This is a genomic window from Anaerococcus marasmi, assembly GCF_900290195.1.
In the GTDB taxonomy this organism is placed as follows: Bacteria; Bacillota; Clostridia; order Tissierellales; family Peptoniphilaceae; genus Anaerococcus; species Anaerococcus marasmi.
In genome coordinates this window covers 1,769,682-1,785,588 of sequence record NZ_OLMF01000004.1, presented here as the reverse complement: position 1 = coordinate 1,785,588, position 15,907 = coordinate 1,769,682, and the positions used below count along the sequence as shown (strand labels likewise).

The window sequence follows — 15,907 nt, the reverse complement described above, 5'->3', positions numbered from 1 at the left end:
GGCTTTGATAGGACAAGCCAATCCGGCTCATGGAGGATAACGTAGCTTGACCTTTATTATTATGAACGATAGTCATCGTTCTTTTATCCTTTGTTATTTCTTAACAAAGGATACTGCACTATTTTGCTTTGCAAAATAGTGGCCCATGACGAGGGCTTCCTCGATTAAGGATTTCCATCAGTTCTCTATGCTCACTGTGACAATTCCATTAGAGGTGGAAGGATCTAATATTAGTAATTTATGACTAATTAAATCAATTTATTCCATAGAGCTATAAGTTTGAGAATAGATAAAGGTCTTATAGTTGAGTTATTTTAATAGTTGAGTTATATAGATATATTTTTAGAATATTGAAATTCTTATAGTTTGAAGTACTATAATAATAACCATGAAGTTAATCAATATGCATGGAGTTACCAAAAAAGACGAGCGTGGGGCTCGTCTTTTTTTTGTGCTAGTTATCATCTTTTTTCTTGCTGAATAGCCACTTGCACAATAAGTTACCAGCTATTTGTGCTGAAACAGCAACAATGAAGTTAATCAAATCTCGCATGAACTCACCTCCTTCCATGCTAATGGAAGTGATGATAACATATATATTATACTTCATTTTATATAGTTTTTACTTTTCTACAGGATTATTGGATTATTCTCTTAATATTATTATATTAAGTAATCCTCATTCTTTTATTCCGGATGCTTGTAGTTATAGAAGCGTGATTTTTAACTGTGAGATGTCTCGACTACGCTCGACATAAGGGTTCTGGTAGATTTGTTCATTGTGGTCAGGACCATTAGATACAAGGGTAATACCATAGATTGTTTTTATGTGAATACCACAATTCCTTTACTTCGACCTTGTGGAGAAGTCTCGGATTTAGGATATTTGTTTAGATAAGTTGTTTTTTGTTATTTACATGTCGTCGTAGACTGGAGACCTTTCGTCGCTACGCTTTGTTGAAGTAAAAGGATCTAATATGAGTACTTTACGACTAATTATATCAATTTATTCCATAGAGCTATAAGTTTTGACAATAGATAAAGTTTTGAATAGTTGAGTTATGTAGATATATTTTTAGAATATTGAAATTCTTATAGTTTGAAGTACTATAACAGTAACCATGAATTCTAGAAAAACTGCATGGTCTTAACCAAAAAAGACGAGCCTGCCTGCTCGTCTTTTTACGTGCTAGTTATCATCTTTGTTTATACTACTGTCTAGCCACTTGCAAATAAAGTAACCAACAATACTTGCTGCGACAGCTAATATGAATTCTAGAATTTCTCGCACAATCTCACCTCCTTCCATGCTAATGGAAGTGATGATAACGTATATACTATACTTCATTTTATATAGTTTTTACTTTTCTACAGGATTATTGGATTATTCTCTTAATATTATTATATTAAGTAATTCTCATTCTTTTCTTCTGGATACTTGTAGTTATAGAAGTGTGATTTTTAGCTGAGAGAAGTCTCGGTTATTTGGAGATTTGCTTAGATAAGTTATTCTATGATATTTACATGTCGTCGTAGACTGTAGACCTCTCACATGCGTTCGAGGTGGAGATTTTTTACGAAATGTCTCCACTTCGGTTCGCTTCTTTTTATATAATAGAAACAGCATCAAGGTGTCTCGACAAGCTCGAAATAAGGGTAATGATAGGTTTGTTCTTTGTGGCCAGGACCATTAGACATAAGGGGACTATTTCCCTTGCTGTCATTTGAAGCACTAGCTTTCCCTTACTTCGACCTTGCGGAGAAGTCTCGAGTACTTGCAATAGATAAAGGTTTTTATAGTGGAGTTATATAGATATATTTTTAGAATATTGAATTTCTTATGGTTTGAAGTATTATAGTAGTAACCATGAAGCTGAACACTAGCATGGAATCAAAAAAGACGAGCCTGCATGCTCGTCTTTTTGTATGCTAGTTATCATCTTTGCTATTTAACTTGTTGTCTAGCAATTTGTACAAGTAGTTACCAAGTACTTGTACTATGACATCAAGTATGAAACTGAACACTTCTCGCATAGAATCACCTCCTTCCATGCTAATGGAAGTGATGATAACATATATATTATACTTCATTTTATATAGTTTTTACTTTTCTACAGAATTATTGGATTATTTTCTTAATATTATTGTCTTAAGTAATTCTCATTCTTTTATTTAAGATGCTTGAAGTTATAGAAGCGTGATTTTTAACTTTGAGATGTCTCGACTACGCTTCGCTCCGCTCGACATAAGGGGAATGGTAGGGTTGTTCATTGTGGCCAGCACCATTAGGGATAAGGGCTTGTTTATCTACTGTTTTGTAAAGATTAAAATCTCCCTTACTTCGACCTTGTGGAGAAGTCTCGTGCTGTATGGTGGCTGTTTAGGATATCTATACTTTAATTCCTAGAATTTTTTAATTTTAGATAAAGGAAAACTGCCCTAGGAGTTGGGCAGTCTGTTATTCTAATATTATAGTATGTTTGTGTTTTTCTTATCCAACTAGTTCATGAATGTTACCTCCGTTTTTTATTATCATTGAGCATCTCTCTTTGCTTTCTTTGTAGGACTTGAATATTTGTCTTTTGCTTTCATCGTCATAGTAGACTTTCCATGTTCCATTTAGGACGAAGTTTTTGCCCTTGTTCTTGATAAAGGCCTTCACATCGTCTAGGGGGTAGCCTAGAAAAAGACCTATCTCGTGAGGGAAGTCGTCGACTTTTAGTCTAATTGCTAGCCTATTTAGGCATTTGGCTAGGTTTTCGGTATCATATCCAAAATTTCTTATAAAAACTTCTGTTTCTTCATCTTCTAGGATGGTCTCAAGTTTCATATTTCTGTATGCTAGTACAAGGAAGCCTTTTTCCTTCTTGGCTATAAGCTTAAACTTAAGATCGCAAGATTTGCAAGTCTTGATGGCCTCTTCCCAGGATTTGATTACGCTTCTTACGTAACTTAGGTCAGTTGATCTTATCTGGAAGAGGTTCGCTGCCTTTATCCCGCACAGAACTGGAGATGCATGGAAAACAAGGAATTCTTCCTGCATCAGATTTTCTCTAGAAGAGTTTTGGCGAGATTCCTAACTGATTCGAGTGCCTCCTCGTCTGGGTCATCGTAGGCGATTAAGCCGTCTGCTGCTAGGTTGATTCCGTCATCCTTTGCTCTTTCTTGCCAGTCATACATCCATTGGCCGTCGTTCCATTCGTATGATCCGAAGAAAACTGTTGGCTTGTTGTCAAGCTTGCCTTCAACTTCTTCAAACATTGGCTCAAACTCTCCGTCTTCTAGTTGTTCATTTCCCATTGCAGGACATCCAAAAGCGAAGGCATCGAAGTCAGAAATATTATCTGAACTAAACTCTCCTGCGAAGAATAGTTCTGCCTCGCCGCCGTTTGCCTTTACAGCTTCTACGAATTCTTCTGCCATTTTTTCTGTATTACCTGTTCCTGACCAATATACTACTGCTACTTTTGCCATAATTTTCTCCTTTTTAAATTTTGTTAACGTTTTATATTTGTGTGATAATTTTCTAGCTATTACCTATCTCCTATTCAGAGAAATAAGGGAAGTGTTTTGTTTTCTCTTATATAAAGGATATCCCTTATTTCGTCCTTATGGAGAGGTCTTGTTTTCTTGTGAAAATCTATTAGATTTTTCCTTCTTGTAAATCACATATAATCATTAATTATGCTTTCTCATAAATTCATTTGTCTTTGATATCGATAATTTTTATCATTAATTTTGTAAAAAAATATCCCTCCTTCCTAACACCCGCATCCACATGATGGGGTGTTTTTGTGATTGTTATTTCCTTGGCCTGTTGGACAGTCTGCACAGCCTGCCTTGGCGTTTGATTTTATATATCTTTTGTATACTACAAAGCTTGCTATCGCGAGGATTGCTACTAGCAATATTATTGATTGGGTATTCATAATTTCTCCTTTCATTTGTGTTTGGGTTTTGAGTGAGATGTCTCCACTGCGGTAGGCATAGGGGGGCTTTTTCTTTCCTTTATTGTAAGGACAAGTTTTTCCATTACTTCGACCTTGCGGAGAAGTCTCGGGTATTGGGGTAATTTGCCTAGATAATTTTTTCTTTATTATATATATGCCGTATTAGGCTGTAGATTTCTCATGAGATGTCTCGACTACGCTCGACATAAGGGGTAATGGTATTGCTTATTATTATATTATGCTAAATATTTCTCTTTCTTCGACTTTGTGGAGAAGTCTCCATTATTAGCTATGTTGCTTAGATTAGTTTTTTCTTTTTTATCTACGTGTCGTCTTAGACTGGAGACCTCTCACGTTCGTTCGAGGTGGTGAATTTTTTACTAGATGTCTCCACTTCGGTCGACATAAGGGGAATGGTAGGTTTATTCTTTATGGCCAGTACCATTAGACATAAGGGGCTTTGCTCCAGTTGACATAAGGGGGGGCATTTGCTTCTTATTATATAAGGGAAGCTTTGGATTTCTCTTTTGTTTTTTACAAAAGGGCGGTTTTATCTGGCTACGGATTTTTCGTAGTTTATGTTTTTCTTTTCTGCGTAAGGCTTTCTTACTACTAGGTAGATTAGGAAGATTAGTCCTACAAAGCCTATTATTGTTCCTATGTTAAATATTCCATAAACTATTAGGTTTGCAATGTTATAGAATATTAGGCTCACTAGGTAGGCAAAGCCCATTTGGTAGGCTATGGTTAGGGCTGTCCATTTGTTATCTGCCATTTCTGTCTTGATAGCTCCTACTGCAGCAAAGCATGGCATACAGAGCATGTTAAAGAGTAAGAAGGAGTATCCTGCGACAGGGCTTGCTAGAGCTTGGTTAAAGGCTGTTAGAAGAGCTGTTGATTCTTCTGTTACTTCTGAACCGAGTCCTAGGACAACTCCCATTGTTGCTACTATGTTTTCTTTGGCCACAAAGCCTGTGATTGTAGCAACTGTTGCTTGCCATGTACCGAAACCTATTGGTTTAAATATTACCGCAATTAGTGAGCCAATTCTTGCAAGGATTGATGCTGATGTATCTTCTCCTACTAGGTTTAGGCTGAAGTCGAAGTTTGACAAGAGCCATATTACTATTGTAGATAGGAAGATGATTGTTCCTGCCTTTTTGGCGTAGGATTTGGATTTGTTGAAGACATCTGTCGCAACTGATTTGATCCTTGGGGCATGATATGGAGGTAGTTCCATGATAAATGGTGAAGGATCGTCTTGTAATTCCTTAAACTTCTTTAGGATAATTCCAGAAACTATGATGCTTAGTATTCCTATCATGTAGAAGGAGAAGGATACTAGGGCTTGGTGTTCTGGGAAAAATGCTCCAACTATTAGGGCGATTACCGGAAGTTTAGCCGAACAAGGCATAAAGGATACGGTCATTATTGTAATTTTCCTATCCCTATCTGACTCGATCGTCCTGGATGCTTGGATGCCTGGTACGGCACATCCTGTAGCAACCATGGCTGGGATAAAGGACTTGCCTGATAGGCCGAATCTTCTAAAGATCCTATCCATGATAAAGGCAACTCTTGCCATATATCCGATGTCTTCTAGGATGCTCAAGAGAGCAAATAGTACCATCATTTGTGGCAAGAATCCAAGAACTGCTCCCACTCCAGAGAGTATTCCGTCTGTTACTAGAGATACTAGGGCTGGGTGAATTTCGATCCTTGTGAGGAAGTCTCCTACAAATGGTATTAGGCTATCTTCAAAGAAGCCATTTACTGCATCTGTACCTAGCGTTCCTGGAGATTTCTCATATACAGACAAGAAAAATACCATAAACATTGCTAGGGCAAAGATTGGAAGGCCCCAAACCCTGCTAGTTACAATCCTATCGATCTTATCCGTTGCAGATAGTTTAGGCTTGGACTTTTCTAGGATTTCATAGCTTTTCTCTTCCAGGCTATCGTATCTTGCGCTTGTGATGATGCCTTCTGCATTGTCATCTCTTTTCTCTTCAAAATCTTTTCTAATATTAGAAATCTCATCAAGTTCAGCTTCTGATAGAGAAATATGTTTTAGACTTTCCTTATCGTTTTCGAAAAGCTTAATTGCATAATATCTTCTAAGATCGGGGTCAAGGTCTCCTGTATAAGTGCTTTCGATTTTGTCTAAAACATCTTCTAGGTCTTGATCATAGACCAAGGTCTTTGGCTTTATATTTTCCTTGCTTGCTCTTTTGACCTCGCTTATAAGCTCATCAACTCCGATATTCTTTGAGGCTGTGGTCTCTACTATAGGACAATTAATCATCTTAGAAAGCTTGTCTATATCTATCCTATCTCCCTTACTTTCGACTATGTCCATCATATTTAGGGCGATTACCACAGGGATATTTAGCTCTAAAAGCTGGCTAGTAAGGTAGAGATTTCTCACTAGATTTGAAGCATCTACTAAGTTGATAATAAGATCTGGTCTATCATTTACCAAATACTTCCTACTTACCACTTCCTCCATGGTATAGGGAGAAAGGGAATATATACCAGGGAGATCTTCGATTATGATATCGTCATCTCCCTTTAGATTTCCTTGTTTCTTGTCAACTGTAACTCCTGGCCAGTTGCCGACTCTTTGCTTGGAACCTGTTAGGGCATTGAAGAGAGTGGTCTTACCTGAGTTGGGGTTTCCTGCTAGGGCAACTCTTAAAGTCATATCTCCTCCACTCTAATGTTTCTCGCATCTTCTTTTCTAATGGTTAGCTCGTAACCTCTAAGGGAAATCTGTATCGGATCTCCCAGAGGTGCGACCTTTCTTACGAAAACTTCGGTGTTTTTCGTAATTCCCATATCCATAATTCTCCTCTTGGTTGGAGAGTCACCTATAATTTTGTCTACTCTTGCAGTAGATCCTATTTTTATTTTATCTAAAGTATTCATACTAAATCTCCTCGCACAGATTTATAATCAAGTCAATTTTAGTTATATTATAATATATCTAAAAAAGTCTGTGCTTCTTTCTAGATATAATATATCACAAAGTGAATTAATAATCAATATCAAAAGAAAATAATTTTTATTTTCAAAATCTTAGTCTTTACATTATATGGTTTGAGGGGGTATTTTGCTATGATTTTGGGAGAAATTTTCTTAGAGATTGGATGGGTTGAGAGATGTCTCCGCTGAGGTAGACATAAGGGGTGCGTTTTGCTTAATGTTACATATAGATTAAATAGATCCCTTGCTTCGACCGCAGTGGAGAAGCCTCTTAGGAGGGATTTACTTAGATGGATTTTTCTTTTTATTTATATGTCGGCTTAGAATAGAGAACTTTCGTGAGATGTCTCCACTGCGGTCGACATAAGGGGGATTGAAGGTTTTATGAGATATCTCGACTTCGGTCCACTTCTCTTTATATCATAGAAACAGCATTGAGATGTCTCGACTTCGCTTGACATAAGGGAACTATTTCTCTTGCTGTTATTTGAAGCACAAGTTTTCCCTTACTTCGACCTTGTGGAGAAGTCTCCTTTATTGGGATGTTTGCTTAGATAAGTTGTTCTGTGATATTTATATGTCGTCTTAGACTGGAGACCTCTCACATGCGTTCGAGGTGGATTGTAGGTTTAGGGAAAGCCCATCTGTCCGGTATATTTCATCAGTTCACTGTGACAATTCCATTAGAGGTGGTGATGTGTTCAGCTACGATTCATTAGGTCTAGAATTGTTGGTGAGATGTCTCCACTTCGGTCGACATAAGGGAAGTGAGTAGATTGCTGATATGTAAAACAAGGGATTACCACCTTGCTTCGACCTTGTGGAGAAGTCTCGGTTATTTGGAGATTTGCTTAGATAAGTTATTCTATGATATTTACATGTCGTCTTAGACTGTAGACCTCTCGTCGCTTCCCCGTGGAAGCTCTGTCGAGGTGGATTGCGGGCTCAGCTTCGCTTCACCTTTTTTGATAGAACGATATTCATCGTTCTTTCATCCTTTGTTAATATTAACAAAGGATACTTCACTATTTTGCTTTGCAAAATAGTGGCCCATGACGAGGGCTCCCTCGATTTTGAACTCTTCGAGTTCTTGGAACTTATTTTTCAAATAAGTCCCACTTATTCGATTTTTTACAAAAATCGAAGCCCGACAGTCCGGCACATTTTATCAGTTCGCTACGCTCACTGTGACAATTCCATTAGAGGTGGCGATGTGTTCAGATAAGATTCATTAGGTCTAGAATTATTGGTGAGATGTCTCCACTTCGGTCGACATAAGGGAACTATTCTCTTACTATTATTTGAAGCACTAATGTTCCCTTACTTCGACCTTGTGGAGAAGTCTCCTTGATTGGGATGTTTGCTTAGATAAGTTGTTCTGTGATATTTACATGTCATCTTAGACTGTAGACCTCTCACATGCGTTCGAGGTGGCGATGTAGAAATATGGTTGGAAATGATGATGAGATGTCTCCACTTCGGTCGACATAAGGGAAATTGAAGATCCAGTTTCCCCTTACTTCGACCTTGTGGAGAAGTCTCTTTTAATTTTTTTATTTAAAAAGGAGAAGTTTTTGCTTCTCCTTTTCTGTCTTTATTTGTCCTTATTTGTTTACTCTCACGTAACCCATTGGGTTGTATAGGGCCCAGGATGTGGTTCTTAGTAGGTCTGCTCCGAAGATTATTTGGATGTCTTCGTTGTTTAGGGCTGGGTCTATTTTTGTTGATGGGACTGTGATTTCATTATCGTCTATCTTGAATGAGAATTTGCTTTCGTAGTTTATTTCTTTTTCGTCAATTTCTAGCATTTGGATGGTTTGTTTTATGTCTTCGTTTTCGATTTTGGTACCCTTCGCTATATTTTCTGAGATTCTTGTAAATGGAAGGGATGTATCTAGGCCTGCCTTGTAGGTTCTTTTGTTAAAGATTAGCTTAAATACTAGGAAGTTTTCCCTAGTTTTTGAGCTTTTCTTTTTAAGCTCTGAGCTTTGGACTTCCATTCTGCCCTTTCTTAAGTCACCCCTAAAGACAAGTTGGCTTATGATATTCCAACCTAGGATCATATCTGCTGGGAATTTGTTTCCTGAAGGATCTTTTCCTAGATCTGCTATCTCGTCTTTGCATACTACAACTGGCACATCTATAAGTTTAAGTCCTCCGATAGTCATTGAAGAAAGTTTTGCTCTTCTAAAGCCTGTCCTTGTGTCAATTGGATCTTTGTCTATATAGTCAAGGTCGATTTCTTGTGCTAGGCTCTCTGGAATTAGGGTGTTGCCTTTAGTGGCAAACATAGCTGTTACTGGCTTTTTGCCAGCTAGGATTCCTATAAATATAAAGTTTAAGAATTTCTGGTCTGATATTGGTATTGGTGAAAATTCCATGCTGTCTCCTTTTATTTTTCTATTTAATATTATATCATAAAAAAAGATTCTCCTACTAATTGGTGAATTTAAAAGGGGCTGTTGCAGAATGAATAAATCGTACCAATATCATTAGAAGAACCTCCACGGAAATTTTGCCTCCATCAGCCGGCAGGCACCACTGAAAATTTCCTAAGAGAACCTTCTAATGATGGTACGATGATTATTCATAGTTTTGCAACAGACCCTTTCTCTTATATTTCTCTTTCAAGTCTTTGGATAAGAGATTGTACCATATCTCTAAATTCTATTAGTTCATTAATTTTTCCTTTGATTTCTGACCTTACCCTTAGGTCGGTGAAGATATTGTCAAAGAATATGTCGAACATATTATCAGAAAGGCTGTCGGAGATTTCTCCTGGTAGGTCGATATTAATATCACCTAACTCCTTCCTTAATCTTTCTATGTCATATTTTAGCTCATTAATCGCCCTGTTGGCAGATCTTATATGATTTCTCTTCATAAAGCTTGATAGGCCTTCTCCGCCAAGGATATCGAGAAAAGACCATTTGTTTGCCTTATTAAGGATATTAATTGCATAATCTGTTGCTTTCAGGACTTGTCGGGCTGCTTCAATAGCTTCTCTTAGTTCTTTTTTCCTGTTCATATCTTCCTCCTAGAATTTAAAGTCCATCTTTTCTTCTCGCATGCTCTCATAGGACTTTTCATTTAAACTTTTTACATCTTCTTCTGTAATCTCCTTTGTCTTGAGCTTTCTTTTGGTAGAATCTTCAACTAGGGTGTAGATTACTGTAGCTATTGGCATGGAAACAATCATACCAAATATGCCAAATAAGCCTCCTCCAAGAAATACTGAAAGAAAGATCCAAATCGCTGGTAGTCCCTGGTGTTTGCCTATAACTAGGGGATATAGGATGGATTCTTGGACTTGTTGGATGGCAAGGACAAAGATTAAAAATACTAGGGACTGGGCTGGTGATTGGATGAAGATTAAAATCATTCCAATTCCTGTTGCGATTATTGGCCCAAAGTATGGAATTATGTCAAAGGCTCCGACAAGTATAGATATCATAGCTGGCATTGGTAGCCTTAAGATAAGCATCCCTATAGAGCAAATTAATCCGAGGCTTAAGCAAGAAAGTAGCTTTGTTTCTAGGAATCTTGCAAAGGAATTGTAGGAAAGTTTGGCTATATAGTTGATTTGTTTTACCTTTTCTTCCTCAAAGTTTGCAAGAAGAATCTTATTTGTATTAGTTTGGAGGGTTTTCTTGTTAAGTGATACATAAAATGAAAAAATAAAACCCATAACTATTGTTATTATGGTTTGGGAAACTGAGTTTAGGATTGATGAGGTCTTCGTTACAAAGCCCCAATTCTTCCCATCTAAGAACCTTCTCAATTCGCTAGTGAAGTTTTCTACATTTAGGCTGTTAATCTTTGCACTAATCTCTGCACTTACTTCCTTAAAGAGCCTTTGATCATTGAGATATTCGATTAGCCTATCGAAAAATACAGGGATATTGTCTATAAGTGAAGTTATAGCATTAGCAAGTTCTGGGATCAAAACTGTAAGAATCAAAGTAACTATAGCAAAAAATATTATCCAAGCCAGTACCAGAGAAAGGACTGATCCAAGCTTCTTGTGCTTATCCTTGTCTATAAATCTATGAAATAGCTTCTCTTGGAAGAAGTTCATGGGTAAGTTTATGATAAAGGCTATGACCAAGCCATAGATTATAGGTCTAAACACAGAATATGTAGATTGTAATACTCCCTGTACCCTATCTATATACCAAAAGCCGAAAAATATTAATATTAGCAAAAATCCCAACTTAAAAATCGGTCTAGTTTTTTCATCTAAAAATTTCTTTTCTTTCATATATGCTCCTAAAGCAAAAAGGACTTATGCAAAGCATAAAGCCCTTACTAATTCTTTCGCCTTAAAATCTAGGCCTTTAATTTTTAATCAAGCTTTTAAAGCGAAGTTAGCAAGGTTATTTGCATAAGTCCAGAAGAGACTATCGATTAGTATCTATTTTGTTCTTCTCTTTCTTTGTTGCTTTCTTTATTTTTCTTTTCGTATTCTTGTCTTGTCATAACATCTACAACGTCAACATTGATAGTTACTACATCAAGTCCTGTCATTTCTTTGATGTTGTTGGTTACGGCTCTTTTGATATCTTGGAAGATTCTTGTAGCGTTTTTACCATATTCAATGATTACATCAAGGTCGATTTTAGCTTCTTTTTCGCCAACTTCAACGCTTACGCCTGCTGTTGATTGTTCTTCACGTCCTGAGAAGAAAGATCCAATAGAATCTGCAATGTTTCCTTTCATTTCAAGGATACCATCAACACCATTGATAGCAATTCTTGCAATCTTGGCAACTACCTTATCTTCAATGATAAGTTTGCTTTCTTCATATTCTAGTTCTCTACCGTCGTTAATTTCTTCAATTCTGTCTTTTTTTTCTGTCATAATTTCCTCCTATTATTATCTAAAAAATCTTTTCAAAAAACTAATATACCTTACGTCCCTATCAAAGTAGGCACCTATAGTATAAGCTATAAACATTACAATGTAAATTCCTAAAGTTCTAAAAAACCCGAAGTTAAATAGACAAAAGATGGTAAGGATGCCCAAGATACAAGCTATTATCTTCGCCTTGTTTCTCCTATAAAAAGCCTGTCTTTTGGCCTTTTCTTCATCTTCCCTATCCATTCTCCTCATTTCCAGGTCATAGACAGTGAATCCTTTTTGATTTTCATTTCTTAAATTGTCCATCTACTACCTCTTATTTCCTTCCAAACTAGGTTCCCTCTTGTCAAAGAGTACGTCTACATTGACGTCAGAAATTCCTGTAAGATCTGTTAAAGATTTTCTTATTTCAGATTTTAGCTCTTCTGATAAGAGACTTAAGTCCCTACTCGCGTCAACTTGAACCTTAGTTTTTGCATTGATTTTCTCATCCTTCGCTAATATCTCTACTCCCGTCTGCAAAGCCTCTAAGCCTTTTGATTCTACGGCTGTCTTTACAGTATGCTCGAGGGAGTTTCTCTTGATTAGGACAGAGCCTTTCTCGTCTTCTTTGAGATATTCGTAGTCGCTGTTAGAAGATATGATTAGGTCAACTATAACTATTATTGCAAATAACAAAAGTAGTCCGCCCACAACCATAACTCCAATTCTTACGTTAGGATTTTGTAAATAGTAGAGGATGTCAAATAGCATATCAAGCTTCATGAGTCCTACAGATAGAAAAATAGCACCCAAGAGGATCAATACTACAGTCATTACGGAAAATATTACTCTTTTAAATGTTCCCATAAGCCCTCCTTAGTATATACATACCCCCTAAAAGGTGCTTTAATCTTTTTTATTCTATTTTTAAGCTTAATTCTAACCAAGTGTGGTCGAGATTTTCTTTTTCCTCTTCAAGTTCTTTGATCTTGGCAAAAGTTTCTCCTACCTTTTCATTATCGTCATAGAAGCCTTCCGACATGGTTAACTCCGTCAAGGACTTGATCTCATCGTCTATTTCTCCTAAGCGATTTTCGATATCTCTTATATCGTTTTTAATCTTTCTAAGCTCGCTTTTTTTGATGTTTTCTTTTTGCCTTTGTTTTTTGATTTCAGTCTTAGTTAGAGTTTCCTTCTTTTCATCTTCTAGGCTCATCTCGCGAAGTTTTTTCTCATAATAAGAGTAGTTTCCGAGATATTCAACCATACCGTCGCTTTTCATATCGAGAATCTTCACGGCTATTTTGTTTAGGAAGTATCTGTCGTGGCTTATGATTAGGACTGTTCCCTCATAGTCCAGGATGGCATCTTCAAGGATTTCCTTTGAATCAATGTCAAGGTGGTTGGTTGGCTCATCCATTAAGATAAAGTTGGTATCTGATATCATAAGCTTAAGGAGGGAAATCCTCGCCCTCTCCCCACCGGAAAGCTCTCCTATAGTTCTATCTATGTCATCTTCATAGAACATAAACTTGGCAAGGTAAGATCTTATCTCGTAGTTGGTAAGCATAGGATAGGTCTTAGATATTTCTTCAAAAATGGTATTATCAAGGTCAAGAGACTTTTGTTCTTGGTCGAAGTAGCCTATGTTTACAGATTGACCAATCCTTAAATCTCCCCCATTTTTATTCTCTTCTCCCATGATAATCCTAAAAAGCGTGGTCTTTCCTACACCATTTTCCCCAATAATGGCGCATCTTTCCTTCCTATAGAGGTCGAAAGTGATATTTGAGAAAATCTCATCCGCTCCGTAGGATTTTTCGAGGTCCTTTACCCTTAGGACATCCACTCCTGATTGGATACGTGGGGTAAACTTTAGATGCATGGTATCTCTTAGCTCTACCGGCTTTTCGATTCTCTCCATCTTATCTAAGAGTTTTTGTCTAGAACGAGATTGGGAGATTCCCCTCTTTCTCTTGGATCCTCCCAAGTTTTTTAATCTATCTATAATTTCTTCTTGTCTTTCGATTTCTTTTTGTTGGGACTTGTATTGGTGAATTCTTACCTCAAGATCCTTTTTCCTCTTGGCCATAAAGGTCGTATAGTTTCCATCATAAGATTCTAGGCGACCATTTTCCATCATAAATATCTTGTTTACCGTATTATCAAGGAAATACCTATCGTGGCTTATAACTATGACAGATCCCTTGTAGTTTTTGACGAAGTTTTCTAGAAAACGGATAGCTCCAATGTCTAAGTGGTTGGTCGGCTCATCAAGTAGGATAAGATCTGGCTTTTCCAAGATCAAATGAGAAAGCTCGACTCTTGCCTTTTGTCCACCTGAAAGCTCAGAGATATTTTTATCAAATTCATCCCTAGCAAAGCCCATGGCAGTAAGGGTGCCTTCGATTTCACTTTTGATGGCGTAGCCATTGTTATCGGCAAACTTCTCGCTTTTTTCCGTGTAGGCTTTCATAATAGTATCAAGCCTATCTGGATTTTCTTCTACTGCCATTTGTCTTTCAAGCTCTCTCATCTCTCTTTCAATAGCAAGGAGATTCTTGAAGGCTCCCAGGACAAATTCGTAGATGGTCATATCTGTATCGAGACTTAAGATTTGTTTTAAGTAACCCACCTTTGTGTCACCCGCTATATAGATCTCTCCAGAATCCGGGCTTATCTCTCCAGTTAGGATATTAAATAGGGTAGTTTTTCCTGCTCCATTCGCCCCAATAAGACCTGCCTTATCGCCCTTTTCAATCCTAAAGCTAACAGATGAGAAGATATCCTTTAAGGGATAGGATTTGGCTAGGTTAGATGCTGTTAGGACATTCATCTAAAATATAAAGTCCTCTGGAGAGTTCATAAAGTAGGTTAGAGTAAAGAGGGACTCGTCTAGATGAACTGATTCAATCACGACGTTGTTTGTAACCTTAAGATCTACTGGAGAGAAGTTCCAAATACCCTTGACTCCACCCTCACAAAGTATGTCTGTTATATCCTGGGCAGCTTCTTTTGGTGTTGCGATAATTCCTATGTCTACTTGATTATCCTTTAGGTAATCTTCTAGTTTGTCTACATTATAAAACTCTACTTCATCACTTGTAGTATCTTCTACAATCTCAGGGTTTTTATCAAACACAGCCTTAAATTCATAGCCTAGGTCTCTAAATGATCTATACTTATAAAGAGCATGGCCTATATTACCAAAACCTATTAGGACCATGGAATATTTCTTGTCAACTCCAATGATCTTGGATAGTTCATCGATTAGCTCACTTACATTGTAACCATAGCCTTGTTGGCCGAAACAACCGAAATGGTTTAGGTCTTGTCTGATTTGGCTGGCTGTAAGACCAGTGATCTCTGATAGTTCCTTAGATGAAACTCTAATTATTCCTTTTTCATTGATGCTTTCAAGGTATCTGTAGTACTTTGGCAGCCTCTTGATTACTGATAATGAAATATTTTGCTTAGCCATTTATTCCTCCATTCCTTCATTATTTGTGCTTTCATTCTTATCTTCTTCATCTTCTAGAAAATCTAGGGGATCTTTGTGGGAGTTTAGAATCTTTAAGTCTTCTTCACTTAGGTCTCTGTCCCTATTATCTGGAATTTTTCCTTCAGTATTTCTTGAATCTTCGAGCTCTTTTATTTCTTCTATCTTATCTTCTTCTATAGATTCGTCTTTAACATCAAGGCCAGTTTCAAAATTTCTTTGGGGATTAAGCCTTATGTAATTTATAATATGAATAAAATAAACAAGTATCAAAGACGTATAGAAAATCATCTGACTGTGCTTTAGTAAAGCTATATTAGGCAAGATTATATTTTCTGAAAGCTGTGGGATGAATCTTGCTAGAATTACAAGGGCATGGGCGCTTAGGGCAAAAAAGGCAAGGCCTGTAACTATTCCAGTAAGTATGGAAAAGCCCATGGCTTTCTTATCGAATAGGACGATAAGACCGAAAGCTAGCATCATTAGCCAGCTTAGTAGAAATAGCCCATTCCACAGAAGCCCTACTAGGGCATTGTTTACAAAAACTCCGGCAAGAGTTAGGGCAAATACCAAAATTGTTGCCAGAGCGATTAGCAAACTTAGATTCCTCTCGGTCGTTTTTAGCATAAGA

The 15,907-nt window shown here is 37.1% G+C and carries 14 protein-coding genes; all 14 read right to left on the bottom strand.

The window, feature by feature from the left end:
* Window positions 1-2,491 precede the first annotated feature (2,491 nt).
* Complete coding sequence (locus tag C7D97_RS09020) at window positions 2,492-3,043, bottom strand: DUF3793 family protein (RefSeq protein ID WP_105301707.1); 552 nt, start codon at window positions 3,041-3,043, stop codon at window positions 2,492-2,494.
* Entirely contained in the window at window positions 3,043-3,474 is a 432-nt protein-coding gene (locus C7D97_RS09015; protein WP_105301706.1) for a flavodoxin, read from the bottom strand. The genes C7D97_RS09020 and C7D97_RS09015 overlap by 1 nt, the downstream gene beginning before the upstream one ends.
* 287 nt (window positions 3,475-3,761) lie before the next feature.
* Entirely contained in the window at window positions 3,762-3,929 is a 168-nt protein-coding gene (locus C7D97_RS09010) for a FeoB-associated Cys-rich membrane protein (protein ID WP_105301705.1), read from the bottom strand.
* A 571-nt stretch (window positions 3,930-4,500) separates the two neighbouring features.
* Window positions 4,501-6,654 carry a ferrous iron transport protein B gene (gene feoB / locus C7D97_RS09005; RefSeq protein ID WP_105301704.1) on the bottom strand — a complete coding sequence of 718 codons (2,154 nt, stop codon included), beginning with the start codon at window positions 6,652-6,654 and terminating at the stop codon, window positions 4,501-4,503.
* Window positions 6,651-6,878: a FeoA family protein gene (locus C7D97_RS09000; protein ID WP_105301703.1), complete on the bottom strand. Its 228-nt coding sequence runs from the start codon at window positions 6,876-6,878 to the stop codon at window positions 6,651-6,653. Before C7D97_RS09000 ends, feoB begins: the two co-directional genes overlap by 4 nt.
* A gap of 1,661 nt (window positions 6,879-8,539) precedes the next feature.
* A complete protein-coding gene (locus C7D97_RS08995) occupies window positions 8,540-9,316 on the bottom strand; it encodes a pepsin/retropepsin-like aspartic protease family protein (protein WP_105301702.1) in 777 nt (258 codons plus the stop codon).
* Between the two features lie 233 nt (window positions 9,317-9,549).
* Window positions 9,550-9,963 carry a hypothetical protein gene (locus C7D97_RS08990; protein WP_105301701.1) on the bottom strand — a complete coding sequence of 138 codons (414 nt, stop codon included), beginning with the start codon at window positions 9,961-9,963 and terminating at the stop codon, window positions 9,550-9,552.
* 9 nt (window positions 9,964-9,972) lie between these two features.
* The gene (locus C7D97_RS08985) at window positions 9,973-11,196 is read right to left on the bottom strand and encodes an AI-2E family transporter (RefSeq protein WP_105301700.1); all 1,224 of its coding nucleotides are present in this window, start codon (window positions 11,194-11,196) and stop codon (window positions 9,973-9,975) included.
* A gap of 146 nt (window positions 11,197-11,342) precedes the next feature.
* A complete protein-coding gene (locus C7D97_RS08980) occupies window positions 11,343-11,795 on the bottom strand; it encodes an Asp23/Gls24 family envelope stress response protein (protein WP_105301699.1) in 453 nt (150 codons plus the stop codon).
* 15 nt (window positions 11,796-11,810) lie between these two features.
* Window positions 11,811-12,101: a DUF2273 domain-containing protein gene (locus tag C7D97_RS08975; protein ID WP_105301698.1), complete on the bottom strand. Its 291-nt coding sequence runs from the start codon at window positions 12,099-12,101 to the stop codon at window positions 11,811-11,813.
* Between the two features lie 3 nt (window positions 12,102-12,104).
* Window positions 12,105-12,644: an alkaline shock response membrane anchor protein AmaP gene (amaP, locus tag C7D97_RS08970; RefSeq protein WP_105301697.1), complete on the bottom strand. Its 540-nt coding sequence runs from the start codon at window positions 12,642-12,644 to the stop codon at window positions 12,105-12,107.
* A 49-nt stretch (window positions 12,645-12,693) separates the two neighbouring features.
* The gene (gene abc-f / locus C7D97_RS08965; RefSeq protein ID WP_105301696.1) at window positions 12,694-14,613 is read right to left on the bottom strand and encodes a ribosomal protection-like ABC-F family protein; all 1,920 of its coding nucleotides are present in this window, start codon (window positions 14,611-14,613) and stop codon (window positions 12,694-12,696) included.
* A complete protein-coding gene (locus C7D97_RS08960) occupies window positions 14,614-15,258 on the bottom strand; it encodes a redox-sensing transcriptional repressor Rex (protein ID WP_105301695.1) in 645 nt (214 codons plus the stop codon).
* Window positions 15,259-15,903: a hypothetical protein gene (locus C7D97_RS08955; protein ID WP_105301694.1), complete on the bottom strand. Its 645-nt coding sequence runs from the start codon at window positions 15,901-15,903 to the stop codon at window positions 15,259-15,261.
* Between the last annotated feature and the right edge of the window lie 4 nt (window positions 15,904-15,907).